This is a genomic window from Streptomyces sp. NPDC020875 (assembly GCF_040641415.1).
GTDB lineage: Bacteria > Actinomycetota > Actinomycetes > Streptomycetales > Streptomycetaceae > Streptomyces.
The window spans coordinates 19,508-35,838 of sequence record NZ_JBFADP010000048.1 but is presented as its reverse complement, the minus strand read 5'-3'; the positions used below and the strand labels follow the sequence as shown (position 1 = coordinate 35,838).

12 protein-coding genes are annotated in these 16,331 nt (G+C 73.1%); 11 read left to right on the top strand and 1 reads right to left on the bottom strand.

Annotation, left to right across the window (positions count from 1 at the left end):
* Window positions 1–44: 44 nt before the first annotated feature.
* The 8 genes from AB0G74_RS25410 (at window position 45) to AB0G74_RS25375 (ending at window position 12,052) form a co-directional block, all read left to right on the top strand.
* Window positions 45–2,240: a glycosyltransferase gene (locus AB0G74_RS25410; protein WP_361150357.1), complete on the top strand. Its 2,196-nt coding sequence runs from the start codon at window positions 45–47 to the stop codon at window positions 2,238–2,240.
* 246 nt (window positions 2,241–2,486) lie between these two features.
* The gene (locus AB0G74_RS25405; RefSeq protein ID WP_361150355.1) at window positions 2,487–3,986 is read left to right on the top strand and encodes a bifunctional cytidylyltransferase/SDR family oxidoreductase; all 1,500 of its coding nucleotides are present in this window, start codon (window positions 2,487–2,489) and stop codon (window positions 3,984–3,986) included.
* Between the two features lie 358 nt (window positions 3,987–4,344).
* A complete protein-coding gene (locus AB0G74_RS25400) occupies window positions 4,345–6,471 on the top strand; it encodes a hypothetical protein (protein WP_361150352.1) in 2,127 nt (708 codons plus the stop codon).
* A 213-nt stretch (window positions 6,472–6,684) separates the two neighbouring features.
* Entirely contained in the window at window positions 6,685–7,812 is a 1,128-nt protein-coding gene (proB, locus tag AB0G74_RS25395; protein WP_361150349.1) for a glutamate 5-kinase, read from the top strand.
* 135 nt (window positions 7,813–7,947) lie between these two features.
* Entirely contained in the window at window positions 7,948–8,460 is a 513-nt protein-coding gene (locus AB0G74_RS25390; RefSeq protein WP_361150346.1) for a hypothetical protein, read from the top strand.
* 165 nt (window positions 8,461–8,625) lie between these two features.
* On the top strand, window positions 8,626–9,912 hold the full coding sequence (locus AB0G74_RS25385; protein WP_361150344.1) for a glutamate-5-semialdehyde dehydrogenase: 1,287 nt from the start codon (window positions 8,626–8,628) through the stop codon (window positions 9,910–9,912).
* 84 nt (window positions 9,913–9,996) lie between these two features.
* Entirely contained in the window at window positions 9,997–10,557 is a 561-nt protein-coding gene (locus AB0G74_RS25380) for a hypothetical protein (protein ID WP_361150341.1), read from the top strand.
* A gap of 196 nt (window positions 10,558–10,753) precedes the next feature.
* Window positions 10,754–12,052, top strand: a complete 1,299-nt coding sequence (locus AB0G74_RS25375) for a hypothetical protein (RefSeq protein ID WP_361150338.1) — start codon at window positions 10,754–10,756, stop codon at window positions 12,050–12,052.
* Between the two features lie 86 nt (window positions 12,053–12,138).
* Here the strand turns inward: AB0G74_RS25375 and AB0G74_RS25370 are convergent, their stop codons facing one another.
* Entirely contained in the window at window positions 12,139–13,227 is a 1,089-nt protein-coding gene (locus AB0G74_RS25370) for a M48 family metallopeptidase (protein WP_361150335.1), read from the bottom strand.
* A gap of 289 nt (window positions 13,228–13,516) precedes the next feature.
* Between AB0G74_RS25370 and AB0G74_RS25365 the strand changes: the two genes are divergently transcribed.
* The 3 genes from AB0G74_RS25365 to AB0G74_RS25355 are packed head-to-tail and all read left to right on the top strand — an operon-like array spanning window position 13,517 to window position 16,272.
* Window positions 13,517–13,666 carry a hypothetical protein gene (locus AB0G74_RS25365; RefSeq protein WP_358823540.1) on the top strand — a complete coding sequence of 50 codons (150 nt, stop codon included), beginning with the start codon at window positions 13,517–13,519 and terminating at the stop codon, window positions 13,664–13,666.
* 46 nt (window positions 13,667–13,712) lie between these two features.
* Entirely contained in the window at window positions 13,713–14,357 is a 645-nt protein-coding gene (gene nadD / locus AB0G74_RS25360; RefSeq protein WP_361150332.1) for a nicotinate-nucleotide adenylyltransferase, read from the top strand.
* A gap of 19 nt (window positions 14,358–14,376) precedes the next feature.
* A complete protein-coding gene (locus AB0G74_RS25355) occupies window positions 14,377–16,272 on the top strand; it encodes an LCP family protein (RefSeq protein ID WP_361150330.1) in 1,896 nt (631 codons plus the stop codon).
* The last annotated feature ends 59 nt before the right edge of the window (window positions 16,273–16,331 follow it).

Here is a 16,331-nt window from a genome sequence, read left to right as displayed (position 1 = left end):
CGTGAGCGAGTGCCACGACGTCCCGGGACTGCGAACGGAGCCAGATGAAGATTTCCTTCCTCATACACTCGATCTACGGCATCGGTGGCACCATCCGCGGCACGCTCAATCTCGCGGAGGCGCTGGCCGGCCGGCATGAGGTGGAGATCGTGTCGGTCCTCCGGCACCACGACAATCCCCCGTACGCCATCGACCCCGCCATCACCCTCGTCGATCTCGTCGACGTCCGGGCCGGGGCCCCGGGGAACGAGTCGGACGACCCCGCCCATCGCGAGCCGTCCGAGCTGATTCCGCGCCGCGAGCCCCGGTACGGGCAGTACAGCAGGCTCACCGACGACCGGATCCGGGCCCACTACGAGGCGTCGGACGCCGATGTGGTGATCGCCACCCGTCCGGCGCTGGTCCCCGCCGTCGGCCCGTACGCCCCGCAGAACGCCGTGCTCATCGGCCAGGAGCACAAGAGCCTGCGCCAGCACACCGCCGAGCTGGTCACCGAACTCGCGCCCCGGCTGGACGTCCTGGACGCCCTGGTCACGCTGACCGCGGCCGATGCCGACGGCTGGCGGGAGCGGCTGCCCGACCCCGATACCCGGGTCCTCCACATCCCGCACGGGGTTCCCGCGCCGACCGCCGCCCCCGCCGGGCTCACCGAGCGGACCGTCGTCGCGGCGGCGGGCCGGATCACCCGAGAGAAGCAGTACGACGCCCTGCTGCACGCCTTCGCCCGGGTCGTCGCCGTCCACCCCGACTGGCGGCTGCGCCTCTACGGCCCCGGGCCCGACCGGGAGCGGGTCCGCCGGGTCGCCCACCGCCTCGGTCTGCACAACCGGGTCGAACTGATGGGTTCCTGCACGGCGATGGAGACCGAGTGGGTCAAGGGGTCCGTCGCGGTCAACACCTCCCGCCACGAGCCCTTCGGTATCGGTCTGGTCGAGGCCATGCGGTGCGGACTGCCGGTCGTGGCCACGGACTGCGACCACGGCCCCCGGGAGATCGTCACCGACGGCGAGCAGGGCTTTCTGGTCCCGGTCGGTGACAGTACGGCCGTCGCCGCCGCGCTGCTCCGGCTGGTCGGGGACGAGGAGCTGCGCCGACGGCTGGGCGCGGCGGCGACGGAGCGCGCGGCGGCGTTCGACCCGGCGCTGATCGCGGGACGGTACGAGGAGCTGTTCACCGCCCTCGGCGCGCGGCAGCGGCACCGGACCCGGCCCGCCCCGGGGGTCCGCCCCTTCGCGCCGGTCGCGGACTGCGTCGCCGAGGCCGACGGTTCGGTGACCGTACGGATCGTGGCCCCGGCCGCCGCCGCGATGAAGCACCCCGGACTGCGGCTGATCTGCGCCCGGGTGGACCAGGGGACCGCGCAGCCCTCCGGCGCGGCGGCGCCCGGCGGTCCCGGTGGGCCGGGCGGTTCCGGCGGCGGGAAGAAGGGCCGGGGCGAGGGCCGTAAGAACGCCAGGGGCGGATCCCGGAGCCGGAACGGTTCCGCGACCGGCCAGCCCCCCGCCGCGAGCGCCGAACGGTCCATCCTCTTCGCGCCCGACGGCACCGCCGTCGTCCCGGCCGACGCCCAGCTCGCCGACGGCCACTGGGTCTGCTACGCCGAGGGCCCCGGCACGGGCGGCCGGGCCGTACTGACCGCGCGTACCGTCGACCAGCGGGGCGCGCTGGCCGCCGCCGACCGGTTCGCCCGGGACGCCGCCGTCCACCATCTCGTGCCCTTCCGCGAACCCCCCGCCCACCGCCTGGTCCTGCGCTCCTGGGCCCGCCGGCAGCATGTCGAGGCCGGTGACCTCACGATCGACGAGCACCGGCTCACCCTCACCGGACGGATCCTCGGCACGGTCGAACCCGCGGGCGAGCCGACCCTGATCCTGCGCCGGGGCGGTGACCCGGACGACGAGATCGTCTTCCACGGCACCCGCGAGGGCACCCGGGGCTTCTCCGTCGTCCTCGACTGCGAGACGGTCGCCGACCGCCGCGAACAGGAGGACGAGTCCTGGGAGTTGTGGCTCCGCTACCACCCGGACCAGCGACCCGCCGCCGTCGGGCGGCTCCTTGACGATGTGCTCCGGAAGAGTGATGTCATCGGCTATCCCGAGGTGCTGCTGCACGAGCAGCGGCCCCTGCTGCTGGCCCGCCGGGTGATCCGTAAGATCCGCGGCCAGGACCAGCGGCTGATCGTGCTGCGACTGGCCTTCGACCCGGCCAACCGGCTGGTACTGGAGCTGAGAAACCGCTGATGAACCGGCCGGACCTGCCCGTTCCGGGTAGTTCGCCGGCCGGTCGCCGGGCGGGCGGCCCCCGGGCCGTCCCGCCCCCGGCGTACTGCGGGAACCCCCTGCAGTGCCGGTACGGACCCGGGCGCCGAGGCGCGATCCCCGGATCGGAACACCACGCGAGGGCGGCTCCGCCGCGTTGCGGGACAGTCACGGAGAGTGTAAACATCGCTCCGCTCCGCACCCGTCTCGATCGAGGTAGGTCCGTCTGTGTCCGCATCACATCCAGCCACCCCGCGCACCACGGCCGTCGTGCTCGCGGGCGGCACCGGGCAACGCGTGGGACTGTCGATCCCCAAGCAGCTGCTGAAGATCGCGGGCAAGGCCGTCATCGAGCACACCCTGACCGCCTTCGAACAGGCCGACGCCGTCGACGACGTGATCGTGCTGATGGCGCCCGGCTTCGTACCGGACGTCGAACGGATCGTCGCCAAGGCGGGACTCACCAAGGTGCGGCGGGTCATCGAGGGCGGCGCGTCCCGCAACGAGACCACGGAGCGCGCCATCGCCGCCCTCGGCGCCGACGCCGCGCCCGGCGAGGACGTCAACGTCCTCTTCCACGACGCGGTCCGGCCCCTGCTGTCGCAGCGCGTCATCCGGGACTGCGTGGACGCGCTGGCCCGCTACCGGGCCGTCGACGTCGCCATCCCCTCCGCCGACACCATCGTCGTCACCCGTACCCACGGCGAGGACGGCGAGTTCATCACCGACGTCCCCGACCGCTCCCGGCTGCGCCGGGGCCAGACCCCGCAGGCGTTCAAGCTCTCCACGATCCGGCGGGCGTACGAACTGGCCGCCGGCGACCCCAACTTCCAGGCCACCGACGACTGCTCGGTCGTCCTGCGGTATCTGCCGGACGTCCCCATCCATGTCGTCGCGGGCGACGAGTACAACATGAAGGTCACCCAGCCCGTCGACGTCTTCATCGCCGACAAGCTGTTCCAGCTCGCCTCCACCGCCGCCCCCGCCCAGGCGGGGGAGGACGCCTACCGCGAACTCCTCGCCGGACGCACCCTGATCGTCTTCGGCGGCTCGTACGGCATCGGCGCCGATGTCGCCGCCCTCGCCCGGGGTTACGGGGCCCGGGTCTACGCCCTCGGCCGCTCCACCACCGGAACCCATGTGGAGAACCCGGAACACGTGGACGACGCCCTCTCCCGGGCCTACACGGAGACCGGCCGGATCGATTATGTGATCAATACCGCCGGGCTGCTACGGATCGGGCGGCTCGCCGAGACCGACAACAGCACCATCCTGGAAGCCCTGCACGTCAACTATCTGGCCCCGGTGCAGATCGCCCGCGCCGCCTACAAGTACTTGGCCGAGACACAGGGGCAGCTGCTGCTCTACACCTCGTCCAGCTACACCCGGGGCCGGGCCGAGTACAGCCTCTACTCGTCCACCAAGGCCGCCATGGTCAATCTGACCCAGGCGCTGGCCGACGAATGGGCGGCCGACGGGATCAGGGTCAACTGCGTCAACCCCGAACGCACCGCGACCCCCATGCGGACCCGGGCCTTCGGCACCGAGCCCGCGGGCAGTCTGCTCTCCTCCGAGGCCGTCGCCCGGACGTCGCTCGACGTCCTCCTCTCCGAACTGACCGGGCACGTCGTGGACGTCCGCCGCCAGGACCCGACCCGGGGCGCGGGTGAGGCGTCGGGCTTCGAGCAGGCCCTGGCGGCGGTGCTCGACCGGCAGAACGCGGTCTGACCGGCACCGGCCGCGCCGACCGCCGGACCGGGCCGGGCTCCGCCGGTCCTACGGGCTCCGCCGCTCCCGCCGCTCCCGTCGGTTCCGTTCTCCGGGGCCGCGTGGTCCGGGCCCGTCCCGTAGCGGCACCGATGGGACAACCCGGCGCTCCCGGCGACCCGGCGGCCCCGCCGCCACCACTCCCGTCAGACCCCCGTGGTACGGCCCCGTCCCGGGTCCCCGCTCGCGGGCCCCGCCGTCAGGGCCTCCCGAGCCGCCCTTCCCCTTCTCCCGTCCCTCCGTCAGCCCCTCTGTCCGCCACGATTCCGCCGCCCGTGCCGCGGAGCCACCGCCGGGCACCGTCTGGAGCAGGTTCTCCGTGATCACGACCGCCATGCGCCTGGCGCGCGTCGGCAGCCGGTCCGAACTGGCCGCCGCCGCCCTCATCGGACTCGGCTACCCCGCCGTCCTGCTCGCCGCGCTCTTGCCGCACGTCCCGTTCTTCGCGGCCGCCGCCGCCCTCACCTATCTCGCCGACTGGTACCTCCACCACCGCGGCAGCTATCTCGTCAACCGGCTCAGCAAGGTGCGAGCCGGACTCTCCATCCGGTTCCTCCTCCGCCAACTCCTGCTCGTACTGCTGCTGGCCCGTACGGGCCTCGCCGACACGACCCTCTTCTTCACCGCCGTCGCCGGATTCCTGGTCTTCTACGGCCTCCAGGCCCCGCACGGCGCCCTCACGGCCCTGATCCGCTCCCACCGCACCCTGCCCGTCGCCACCCGCAACATCCCCGCGGGCCCGCTGCGGATCCCCGACGCCCCGCCGCGGTTCCTGCTGCGCCGCGCCGCCCGGAAGATGCTCCACCTCGATCTGCCCGCCGTCGCCGGGGTACTGACCGCCGCCGCCACCGGCGAGGACCTCGTGGGCTACGCGGGTATCGCCGCCTCCCTCGGCCTCGGCCTGCTCTACACCGCGGTCCTCGTCCCGTACCTCCTCACCCGCCGGGTGCCGCCCGCCGCGACCGTCCTCGACGCCGTCAACGACTGGCTGCGCGCCTACCGGCCCACCGTCGTCCTCTACTTCTCCGGCAGCGCCGCCTCCGCCTACCAGGCCAATATGTGGCTGGAGACGATGGAACGGATCGACGGCCGCCCGCTGATCCTGATGCGCGAACGGGAACTGACGGCCAGGCTCAACGAGACCCCGGTCCCCGTCCTCTGCGTCCCCGGCGGTACCCACGCCATGAACCTCGACCTCTCCACGGTCCGGGTCGCGCTCTACGCCGCCAATGTCGGCAAGAACATCCACCTGCTCCGCAGGCCCACCATGAAGCACGTCTTCATCGGCCACGGCGACAGCGACAAGCTGGCCTCCGTCAACCCGTTCAGCAAGGTGTACGACGAGGTGTGGACCGCGGGCCGGGCGGGCCGGGACCGCTACGCCGTCGCCGACGTCGGCGTCCCCGACGGCGGCGTCGTCGAGGTCGGCCGCCCCCAGCTCGCGCCCATCGCCCACGCCGGGGACCGGCCCGTACACCCGATCCCGACCGTGCTGTACGCGCCCACCTGGGAGGGCTGGGAGGACGACCCCGGCAATACGTCCCTGCTGCTCGCAGGGGAGAACATCGTCCGGCGGCTGCTGGCCGCCGAACCCCCCGTCCGGGTCCTCTACAAACCGCACCCCTTCACCGGGCTCCGCGACCCCGGGGCCAAGGCCGCCCACGAGCGGGTCACCGCCCTGGTCGAGGCCGCCGCGGCCGAGCGCCGTACCGACCCCCGCTGGGCCGCCGGGAACGCCGGGGACCGGCGGGCACGGGAGGAGGCCGCCGCCCGCGCCGCCCGGATCGACGCCGGACTCGCCCGGCTGCGGGGGCCCGAACGGCCCGGCGGCGACGAGGCGGAACGCTCCCGGGACTCCCTCGCCGACCCCGGCCGGCTGGCCCGCGCGGCCCGGCTGCGGACCGAGTGGAACAAGGCGTACTGGAGCGCGGCGGGCTGGTGGGAGCACCGCGTCGTGACCGGGAACGAACCCGGGCTCTACGACTGCTTCAACGAGTCCGACGCCCTCGTCTCCGATATCTCCAGCGTCGTCTCCGACTTCATGGCCAGCGGCAAACCGTACGCCATCACCGACTCGGCAGGGCTCGGCGCCGACGAGTTCCGGCGGCAGTACACCGCCGCCGGGGCGGCCGTGATCCTCGGCAACGACGCCGCCGGACTGGACGAACTGCTGGCCGCCGTCGCCTCGCCCGGCGACGATCCGCTGGCGGGCGCCCGGCGGGAACTCAAGCACTACCTGCTCGGCCCCGACCACCCCACCTCCATGGAGCGGTTCAACGCGGCCGTACGGGCGCTCCAGACCGCGGCCGAGGCCCGGAACCGGGGCGTCGCCCGCCGGATCGGCGAACAGGCCGCCCCGGCCCGCCGCCCGGAGGAGACCGCCGAACGGCCCCCGTCGGCCCGGGCCGGGGCGGACGGCGTGCCGCAGGAGCCGGTCGCGGGCTGACGGCGTACGGGCGTCGCGCCGACGGGCCCGGGTCCGGGCTCCCGGTCCGGGCTCCGGCTCGGGCCCGGGCCCCCGGTCCCGTTCCTCGTCCCGTTCCTGGTCCTGGCTCCGGGCCGTGCTTCCGGCGGGTCGCGGGTTCCGGGCCCGGCCGGAAAGTGTCCAGCGGCTGAGAACTCCCGGCACCGGACCGCCGCCCTGACATAGATTCGGTCCGTGACAGAGGCAAGACAGCAGGTGACACAGGCCCGCAGGATCGTCGTCAAGGTCGGTTCGTCGTCCCTGACGACCGCGTCGGGCGGCCTCGACGCCGACCGCGTCGACGCCCTCGTCGACGTACTCGCCAAGGTCCGCAGCGGTGGTGAGAAGGAGATCGTCCTGGTCTCCTCCGGCGCCATCGCCGCCGGTCTCGCCCCGCTCGGCCTCGCCCGCAGGCCCAAGGACCTGGCCCGCCAGCAGGCCGCCGCCAGCGTCGGCCAGGGCCTGCTCGTGGCCCGCTACACCGCGTCCTTCGCCCGGTACGGCGTCCGGGTCGGCCAAGTGCTGCTCACTGCCGAGGACACCAGCCGCCGGGCCCACTACCGCAACGCCTACCGGACCGTCGACCAGCTGCTGGCCATGGGCGCGATCCCGGTCATCAACGAGAACGACACCGTCGCCACCGACGAGATCCGGTTCGGCGACAACGACCGGCTCGCGGCCCTCGTCGCCCATCTCGTCCGGGCCGACCTGCTGGTCCTGCTCTCGGACGTGGACGGACTGTACGACGGCGACCCGGCCAGGCCCGGGACGACCAGGATCGACGAGGTCCGCGGCCCGGCCGATATCGCCCATGTGGAGATCGGCAGCGCCGGACGGGCCGGGGTCGGCACCGGCGGCATGGTCACCAAGGTCGAGGCGGCCGGGATCGCCACCGCCGCCGGGGTCCCGGTCGTCCTCACCTCCGCCGTCCGCGCCGCCGACGCCCTCGCCGGCCGGGCCACCGGCACGTTCTTCCACCGCACCGGACGGCGCTCCGCCGACCGGCTGCTGTGGCTCGCCCACGCCTCCACCCCCCGGGGCGCCCTCGTCCTCGACGACGGGGCCGTCGAGGCCGTCGTCCGGGGCCGCAAATCGCTCCTCCCGGCCGGGATCTGTGCCGTCGAGGGCGACTTCACCGCCGGCGACCCGGTCGAACTCCGCGACACCCGGGGCCGGGCCGTCGCCCGTGGCCTGGTCAACTACGACGCCAAGGAGCTGCCCGCCCTGCTCGGGCGTTCCACCCGCGAACTGGCCGTCGAACTCGGTCCGCAATACGAGAGGGAAGTCGTACACAGGGACGATCTCGTCGTGATGAACCCCTGAATCGGCTGAAACCACCGTCAACCAACAGGGACCTTTACCAAAACCGCCCCACGTCCGGTCCGGGGCTGGTCAACTTTGTTGCGGGGGGCACTGCGGGGGCGGGGCACCACGACACACGCAATCAGGAGGCCGCCTGTGACCATCGCGCGCCCGGGGGACATGCCCCGAGGGAACAACGGCGTCCGCTGCGTCCACGGAACCGCGGGCCCCGAACGGTCCGGCCCGGCGGCGGGCCACACGGCACGGCCCGAGCGGACCCTGACGAGCGTCGGTGACGGCGCCGTCGCCGACACCGAGGACCAAGCCCAGTCCAAACTGTGGCACATCACCCTCAGCGTCTCCGGGGCCGAGGCGCCGCTGGCGGAGGTCCGCCGCGGCCTCGAACAACTCGCCCACGACCACCCCTTCCTGCTGACCAGCAGGTACGCCAACGACCATGCCGAGATCCGCTACTGGGAGGAGGCCCGTGACCTCCACGACGCGGCGGCCGTGGCGCTCCGGCTCTGGGGCGAGCACCGGGCGACGGCGAAGCTGCCGCCGTGGACGATCGTCGGCCTGGAGGTCATCGACCGCCAGACGTACCACCAGCGCCTCGCGGAGGGCTACGGCCCGCCCCCGGCGTCCCGGGTCGGCGTCCACCCGTTCTGATCCCCTCGGGCCCCTCCGATGCCTTCGGATCCCCCTGAGCCCCTCCGGTTCCCTCTGATCCCTTCTGTGTTCCTCCGGATCCCTCCGACTCCTTCCGGCCGCCGGGACGTCTCGCAGTGCGAAATGGGGGACGAGGCCGGGACACGTCCCCATTACCCTGCGGGTATGACGACGCCGCTCACCCCGCAGGACTCCCTCAACCCCGTCGGCCGGGTCGCGCTGGCCGCCCGGGAAGCCGCCGCCCGTCTCGCCCCGCTGCCGCGCGCGGAGAAGGACGCGGCGCTGCTGGCCGTCGCCGACGCGCTGGAGGCGAGCACGGACGAGATCGTCGCGGCCAACGCCGAGGACGTGGCCCGGGCCCGGGAGGCGGGCACGAGCGAGTCGATCGTGGACCGGCTGACCCTGACCCCCGAGCGGATCCGGGCCATCGCCGCCGACGTACGGGACGTCGCGGCGCTGCCCGACCCCGTCGGCGAGATCGTCCGCGGCTCCACCCTCCCCAACGGCCTCGATCTGCGTCAGGTCCGGGTCCCGCTCGGGGTCGTCGGCATCGTCTACGAGGCCCGGCCGAACGTCACCGTCGACGCCGCCGCCCTCTGCCTGAAGTCCGGCAACGCGGTCCTGCTGCGCGGCTCGTCCTCCGCGTACGCCTCCAACACGGCACTCGTCCGGGTGATCCGGGACGCCCTCGGCGCCACCGAGATCCCCGCCGAAGCGGTTCAGCTGGTCCCCGCCGACTCCCGCGAGTCCGTCCAGCAACTGATGCGGGCCCGCGGCCTGGTGGACGTCCTCATCCCGAGGGGCGGCGCCGGACTCATCCGTACGGTGGTCGAGGAGTCCACCGTCCCCGTCATCGAGACCGGTACCGGCAACTGCCATGTCTACGTGGACGCCGAGGCCGACCTCGACATGGCCGTCTCGGTGCTGGTCAACTCCAAGGCCCAGCGCCCCAGCGTCTGCAACGCCGCCGAGACGCTCCTCGTCCACCGGGACATCGCGGCCGCCTTCCTGCCCCGGGCGCTCGACGCGCTCGCCGAGGCCGGGGTCACCGTCCACGCCGACGAGCGGGTCCGCGAGCAGGCCGGGGACACCAAGGCCACGGTCGTCGCGGCGACGAACGAGGACTGGGAGACGGAGTACCTCTCGTACGACATCGCCGCGGCCGTGGTCGACTCCCTCGACGACGCCGTCGCGCACATCCGGCGCTGGTCCTCCGGGCACACCGAGGCCATCGTCACCACCTCGCAGGCGGCGGCCCGCCGCTTCACCCGACTGGTCGACTCCACGACGGTCGCGGTCAACGCCTCCACCCGGTTCACCGACGGCGGCCAGTTCGGTTTCGGCGCGGAGATCGGCATCTCCACCCAGAAGCTGCACGCCCGCGGACCCATGGGCCTGCCCGAGCTGACGTCGACCAAGTACATCCTCACCGGCGACGGACACACCCGGTAACGGCGGGGGAGAACCGGTCGTCCGGGCGGGGAGAGTTCGCCCTCCGTCTGCCCAAACACGGCGCCCGGGTCTACTCTGAATGACGTGCCGGACGACGTGGGGGGCAGGCCGTTCCCGGACGGCTGGGAGCCCGACGACGACCGCGGAGGCGCGGACGAGGACTTCGCCTCCGTGGTGTTCGACGAGGACTTCGTCCGCTCCGCCGCCTTCCAGGAACCCAGCGCCGTCGAGCGGCTGCTGGCCGCCGCGCAGGCCCGCGCGGAGGCCGAGGCGGCCCGGGCGGCGGCCATGGGCTTCGCCCACCCGGACGACGAGTCGTACGACGGCTTCTACGACACCGAGCGCCGCTACGGAGCCCGCGACGATCACGAGGATCGCGGCGATCGCGACGATGGCGACACGGACTGGTCCGGCCCCTACGGCCCGCACGGCGGCGCGCTCCGCCCGTACCGGGGCACGGCCCACTGGCACCGCCCGGTCGCCTGGGCGCTCGCCCTGCTGATGGGGATCGGGATGGTCGCCCTCGCCTTCACGGCGGTCTACCGGGGCGCATCGGGCAGCCGCCAGGACCAGATCCCGCCCCCCGCCACCACGGACATCGACCCCACCCGCACCGCCACCCCCCTCCCGGGCCCCCGCCCGTAGCCGGGCTCGTCAGGGGCCGCCCGGCGTGTCCGGGTTTCAGGGGTACGGGGAACCGCCGGGCGGGTGCGTGGCCCCCGCGCCGCGGAGGGCACCGGGGGAGCGCCAGCACCCCCCGTCGAACCCGCCGGGAGGGCATCCCGTACAAAACAATCCCCCGCGGCGTTTACCGGCGGCCCCCGGAACCAACCCTGAGAGTATGGCTGGGCGTGGCGATCCGCCCGAGGGTCCGACCGATGGACTCCCCGATGGCGGAGAGGACGAGTACGGAGCCGTCGTCTTCGACGAGACCTTCGTCCGGGCTGCCCGGCTCCGGGAGTACTCGGCACAGGAGCGGATGCACCCGCACGCCCGGGCCGTCCGCGCCCTGCCGCCCGCGCCGCCGCCGTACGGCCGCCACGGCCCCGGCGGGGCGTGGGTGCTGATTCTGCTGACTCTGCTGGTCGCCCTGGCCTTCGCCATGACGGTCCACTTCGGGCTGCGCCGCTCCGACGGTCCGGTCGCCGCCGCGCCCGGGACCGAGCAGCCCCGGATCACCGTGATCCCGCTGGCACCGACCGGACGGGTCCCGGGCGGAACACCCGCCGAGCTGTTACGGCGCGGGCCCGCCGCCCAGCATCGCGCCGGGGCCGCCGGGATCACCCTGCCGGGTGTGCGCGCCACCCGTGGCTTCCCCGAGGACGATGTGCTGACGGCGCTGACGGTCGCCAAGGAGTTCCTGGTCGCGTCGTCGCTGAACCCGGCCGTCCTCACCGGCGCCACCGAACGCCCCGTACGCATCCTGCTGAACGCCCGTCAGCTCGACGCCTTCGACCGGAGCACCGGCCACGGCCTCCCCGCCCCCGTCCGAACCCCGGCCGTCGCCTCCGCCTCTGCTTCGGCTTCCGGACCGGCTTCCGGACCGCAGCCGGGCATCGGGTCGCCGGACTCCCGTACGGCTCCGGCCGCCGGGTGGCTGGTCCGGTTCGACCCCGCCGAGGTGGCCCTCGCCGACAGCGCCATCAGGGTCCGCGGCACCCTCGACTACACCGAGACCGCCCAGGGCGCGCTGGAGGTCAGCTCCCGCCACACCTTCACCTACGCCCTGCGTCCGGCCCCGGCCGCCGACGCCGGGGTGACCCGCACCCCGGCGGCGAGCCGGCCCGGGGAACGGGCCCCGGACCGGTCCCGGGCGTCGGCCGCCCCCGCGTCGGCCTTCGTCGTCCAACGGGAACTGCGTCTCCGCTTCGACCACGAGGACATCGCCCGCCACCAGACGGAGATCGTCTCCAGCCGGCTCCGGGCGGGCCCGCACTCCTGCGCCACGGATCTCTCCCGGAGGCTACGGCCCCTGCTGGCGGGTGAGACTGCGGCCCCGGGAGGCCCGGCGGCGACGGATCCCTACGGCACAGGCCCCGGCCCGGCGGTAGCCCTCTGCGGCACTCTCGCCGACTCGGCCCTGCCCACCCCGGCACCCCGCTCTCCAGCGACACCGTCGCCGTCACCGCCTCCGGGGTGACCCCGGAACGCCCCGGCCCCATCCGGCCCGGAGCGGCCCGTGGCGACCCCGTCCGGACCGGCCCGGAGCGGCCCCGACGCGTCGGCTCAGCTCTTGCCGTCGCCGTTCGCGGAGGAGCCGTCCCCGTTTCCATTCCCGTTCCCGGCCCGGCCGCCGCCACCACCGAACTTGTCGCGGAGCTTGCCCCCGAGGTCGCCCGCGCCGCCCGCTATGTCGCCGACCAGCTTCATCAGCGGGTCCTTGCTGGTCCGTACGGTGTCCGCGTAGTGCGAGGCGGACTCCCGGATGGAGTCGGACACCGAGGCGTCCTTGTCCTCGTCCCGCCGGGGGTAGTGGCCGTCCATCAGCCGCTGGTAGTCCCGGCTCTCCGCCCACTTCTTCAGCTCGGCCGCCCGGACCGTGGTGAAGGGGTGCGAACGGGGCAGCACGTTCATGATCTTGAGGACGGAGTCCCGCAGATCGCCGCCCTCCTCGTACTCCTCGGCCTGGCGGAGGAACGCGTCCACGTTCATCTCGTGCAGATGGTTACCACCGGCGATCTTCATCAGACCCCGCATGGACGCCTGGAGGTCCTGCCCCACCAGCAGCCCCGCCCGGTCGGCCGACAGCTCCGACTTGCGGAACCACTCCCGCAGCGCCGTCACGATCGCCATGATCGCCACATTGCCCAGCGGCACCCAGGCGATCTTCAGCGCCAGGTTCGTCAGGAAGAGCAGTATCGTGCGGTAGACGCTGTGCCCCGAGAGGGCGTGACCCACCTCGTGGCCCACGACGGCCCGCATCTCCTCCTCGTCCAGCAGCTCGACCAGGCCCGTGGTGACCACGATGATCGGCTCGTCGAGGCCGATGCACATCGCGTTCGGCCGCGGGTCCTGCGTGACGTACATCGCCGGGACCTTCTCCAGGTCCAGGATGTAACACGCGTCCCGCAGCATCGAGTGCAGATGCGCGAACTGCTCGTCACCCACCCGCACGGAGTCGGAGAGGAAGAGCAGCCGCAGACTCCGCTCCGGCAGCAGTCCGCTCAGCGCCTTGAAGACGGTGTCGAAGCCGCTGAGCTTGCGCAGAGCGACCAGCGCCGAGCGGTCCGCGGGGTGTTCGTACGCCCGGGACGAGATACCGGGGAAACGCTTGCGCTGCCTGCTCGGCACGTTCTCATGACTGCTTTCGGTCATTCCAGCCCCCTGTGTAGCCCATTGGTGCCATAGGTGCGATCGGACGGCTCGTCGCCCCGACAGGCCCCAGCGTAGGTGCTGCCCCCGAGGGGCACCGGAGCCTGTGGACAACTCCCGGGCCCGCCGTCCGCCCGTCCGGCGGCCGTCGTTCCCGCCGTCCCGGCACCGGCCTTCCCGGCGCCGTGACCACCTCAACGACCGAGTCGGCGTGAGCGTGCCCGACCCGCCCGCATACGATGTGTGCCCGAAGTCCCTCCGCCCCGTCCCCGATCGAATGGGTCCGCAGAAGATGAGCATCGCCAGCACCTCCGCCAGCCTCGTCCCGCTCGCCGAGGGCGGTGGCCACGAAAGCCTCAGCCCGCTCCTCGTCGGCGCCGGAGCCCTGATCGCCCTCCTTCTGCTGCTCTGGATCACCACGAGCTTCAACCGCGACCGCTGAGCCGCGCCGTACGCCCCGTACGGACGTGCCAGTAGGCTCTGCACGCATGGGAGAGCAGGAACAGCAGGCGGGTACCGCGTCCGGTGAGCCGGACGCCGGTCCCGTCAGACGACGACTCGGTGTGATGGGCGGGACGTTCGACCCCGTCCACCACGGACATCTGGTGGCGGCGAGCGAGGTGGCTGCCCTGTTCCATCTCGACGAGGTCGTCTTCGTGCCCACCGGGCAGCCGTGGCAGAAGACCCACAAGGCGGTCTCCCCGGCCGAGGACCGCTATCTGATGACCGTGATCGCCACGGCCTCCAATCCCCAGTTCTCGGTGAGCCGGATCGACATCGACCGCCCGGGGCCGACGTATACCATCGACACCCTCCGGGACCTCAGCGCGCTCAACGAGGACACCGACCTCTTCTTCATCACCGGCGCGGACGCGCTCTCCCAGATCCTCGGCTGGCGGGACGCGACCGAACTCTTCTCCCTCGCCCACTTCATCGGCGTCACCCGGCCGGGTCACGACCTGACCGACGACGGTCTGCCCGAGGGCAAGGTCTCCCTGGTGGAGGTCCCGGCGCTGGCGATCTCCTCGACCGACTGCCGGTCGAGGGTCGCCAAGGGCGATCCCGTCTGGTATCTCGTACCCGACGGTGTCGTGCGGTACATCGACAAGAGCCAGTTGTACCGCGGTCACTGAACCCGGAGAGGGGGCACCGGTGAACGACCAGCAGCCGTACGACCCGTACCAGCCGCGGATCATCGGTTACGACGCCTACGGACAGCCGGTCTACCAGCAGCCCCAGCAGCCCCATGAACCGCCGTACGACGGCTCCCACGGGCCGGAAAGCGGCCAGGACTACGGCCAGGAGTACGACGGCGGCGCGTACGCCCCCGGATACCCCCCGGGCCCCGGACAGTCCGCCGAGTACGGCGACCGGCCGTACGAGCCCCATGTGCCGTCCCAGCCGGACGATACGTACGGCGGTGGCACGTACGGCGGTGGCGCGTACGGCTACTCCGGCTACGAGCCCGCCCCGTACACCGGGTACGACACCGGCACCGGGCAGCAGCCGGTCCAGGAGCAGACGTACGGCTACGACCCCGAGGGCCGTCCCTACGAGAGCTACGGCTACGACCCCGGGCCCGGCCCCGGCACCGGGCCCCTCGCGGTCGACACCACCCAGCAGTGGACCGTGCCCGCACAGCAGCCCGCCCCCGGGGACGGACCGGGTGTCACCGGCCCGGAGACGGCGTCCCTGCCCGGCCCGCGCCGCTCCGAGGCGGCCGGAGACCCCGGCGGGCCCGATGCCCGCGGCGACTTCGGCGACCCGGATCCCTTCGGCGATCCCGACCGGCGCGATTACCGCACCGAGCAGTTCGCGTTCATCCAGGAGCCGGACGACGAGTCCGAAGACGTCATCGACTGGCTGAAGTTCACCGAGAGCCGGTCCGAACGGCGTGAGGAGGCCAGGCGCCGGGGCCGTAACCGGGTCGTCGCCCTCGCCGTCGTCCTGGCCCTGGCCCTGATCAGCGGCGTCGGCTGGCTCTGGGCCGAGGGCGCGCTGCCGGGAATGTCGGACGACGGGAAGAAGAAGAGCGTCTCCGCCGGGGCGCAGAAGCGTGATGTGATCGTCGTCCATCTGCGCGACACCAGGAAGAAGGGCACCTCGACGGCGCTGCTCGTGGACAACGTCACCACCGGACGCGGTACCACCGTTCTGCTGCCCGACGCGCTCTCCGTCACCGACGAGCAGGGCGCCACCACGACCCTGGCCAAGTCGGTGGAGGCCGATGGTGCCATCGGGACCCGCGATGCCATCGGCACGGCACTCGGCGCCCGGATCGGCGGCACCTGGCGGCTCGACACCCCCTTTCTGGAGAACCTCGTCGAACTGGTCGGCGGTATCGACCTGACGACCGACACCGATGTCCCCGGAGAGTCGAAGAACGCGGCCCCGCTGGTGAAGAAGGGCGAGAACCAGACACTGAACGGCCGGGCCGCCGTCGCCTACGCCACCAGGCTCGGGCCCGGTGAACCGGAGGCCAAGCAGCTCCAGCGGTTCGGCCAGGTGATGCAGGGCGTACTGAAGAAGTTCCCCAGCGACGCCGAGTCCGCGATCGTCACCGTCGAGACCCTGGGCCAGCTCCTCGACCCGTCGTTCACCGAGAAGGACCTCGGCGCGTCCCTCGCCGAACTCGCGGACCAGGCCAAGGGCGGCGACTACGCGACCCTCCTCCTCTCGGTCGGCCCCGACGGGCGGCTCACGGAGCAGGCATCGGCCGGGATCGTCCGGGACGTCCTCGGCGGCTCCGTCACCGTGCCCGAGCAGGGCGCGCCGGTCCGGGTGGGGATCCGTGACGCCACCGGGAAGGCGAAGACCGCCGAGGCCGCGCGGATCGCCCTGGGCAACGCCGGCTACGCGGTCGTCGACGGCGGCTCGGCCGGGACCGCCGGTACCTCCACCGTCACCTATGGTGACGACGCGCGGAAGGCCGAGGCCGTCGAGGTCGCTAAGACGCTGGGGCTCCCGGCGACCGCGGTCAAGAAGGGCACGGCCCCGCCGAACGCGGAGATCGGCGTCGTGCTCGGCGGCGATTACCGGACGGACTGACGCATCCGGTCGCGGGGGAGAGGGGCGGGAGCGGCCGGAGAACCGCGTGAGCCCCCGTC

What these genes read in the sequence shown, in the direction of transcription:
- AB0G74_RS25365 (WP_358823540.1), top strand. Translation starts at nt 13,517, where the DNA reads ATGAGCATCGCCAGCACCTCCGCCAGCCTCGTCCCGCTCGCCGAGGGC.
- AB0G74_RS25370 (WP_361150335.1), bottom strand. Translation starts at nt 13,227, where the DNA reads ATGACCGAAAGCAGTCATGAGAACGTGCCGAGCAGGCAGCGCAAGCGT.
- AB0G74_RS25385 (WP_361150344.1), top strand. Translation starts at nt 8,626, where the DNA reads ATGACGACGCCGCTCACCCCGCAGGACTCCCTCAACCCCGTCGGCCGG.
- nadD (WP_361150332.1), top strand. Translation starts at nt 13,713, where the DNA reads ATGGGAGAGCAGGAACAGCAGGCGGGTACCGCGTCCGGTGAGCCGGAC.
- AB0G74_RS25375 (WP_361150338.1), top strand. Translation starts at nt 10,754, where the DNA reads ATGGCTGGGCGTGGCGATCCGCCCGAGGGTCCGACCGATGGACTCCCC.
- AB0G74_RS25410 (WP_361150357.1), top strand. Translation starts at nt 45, where the DNA reads ATGAAGATTTCCTTCCTCATACACTCGATCTACGGCATCGGTGGCACC.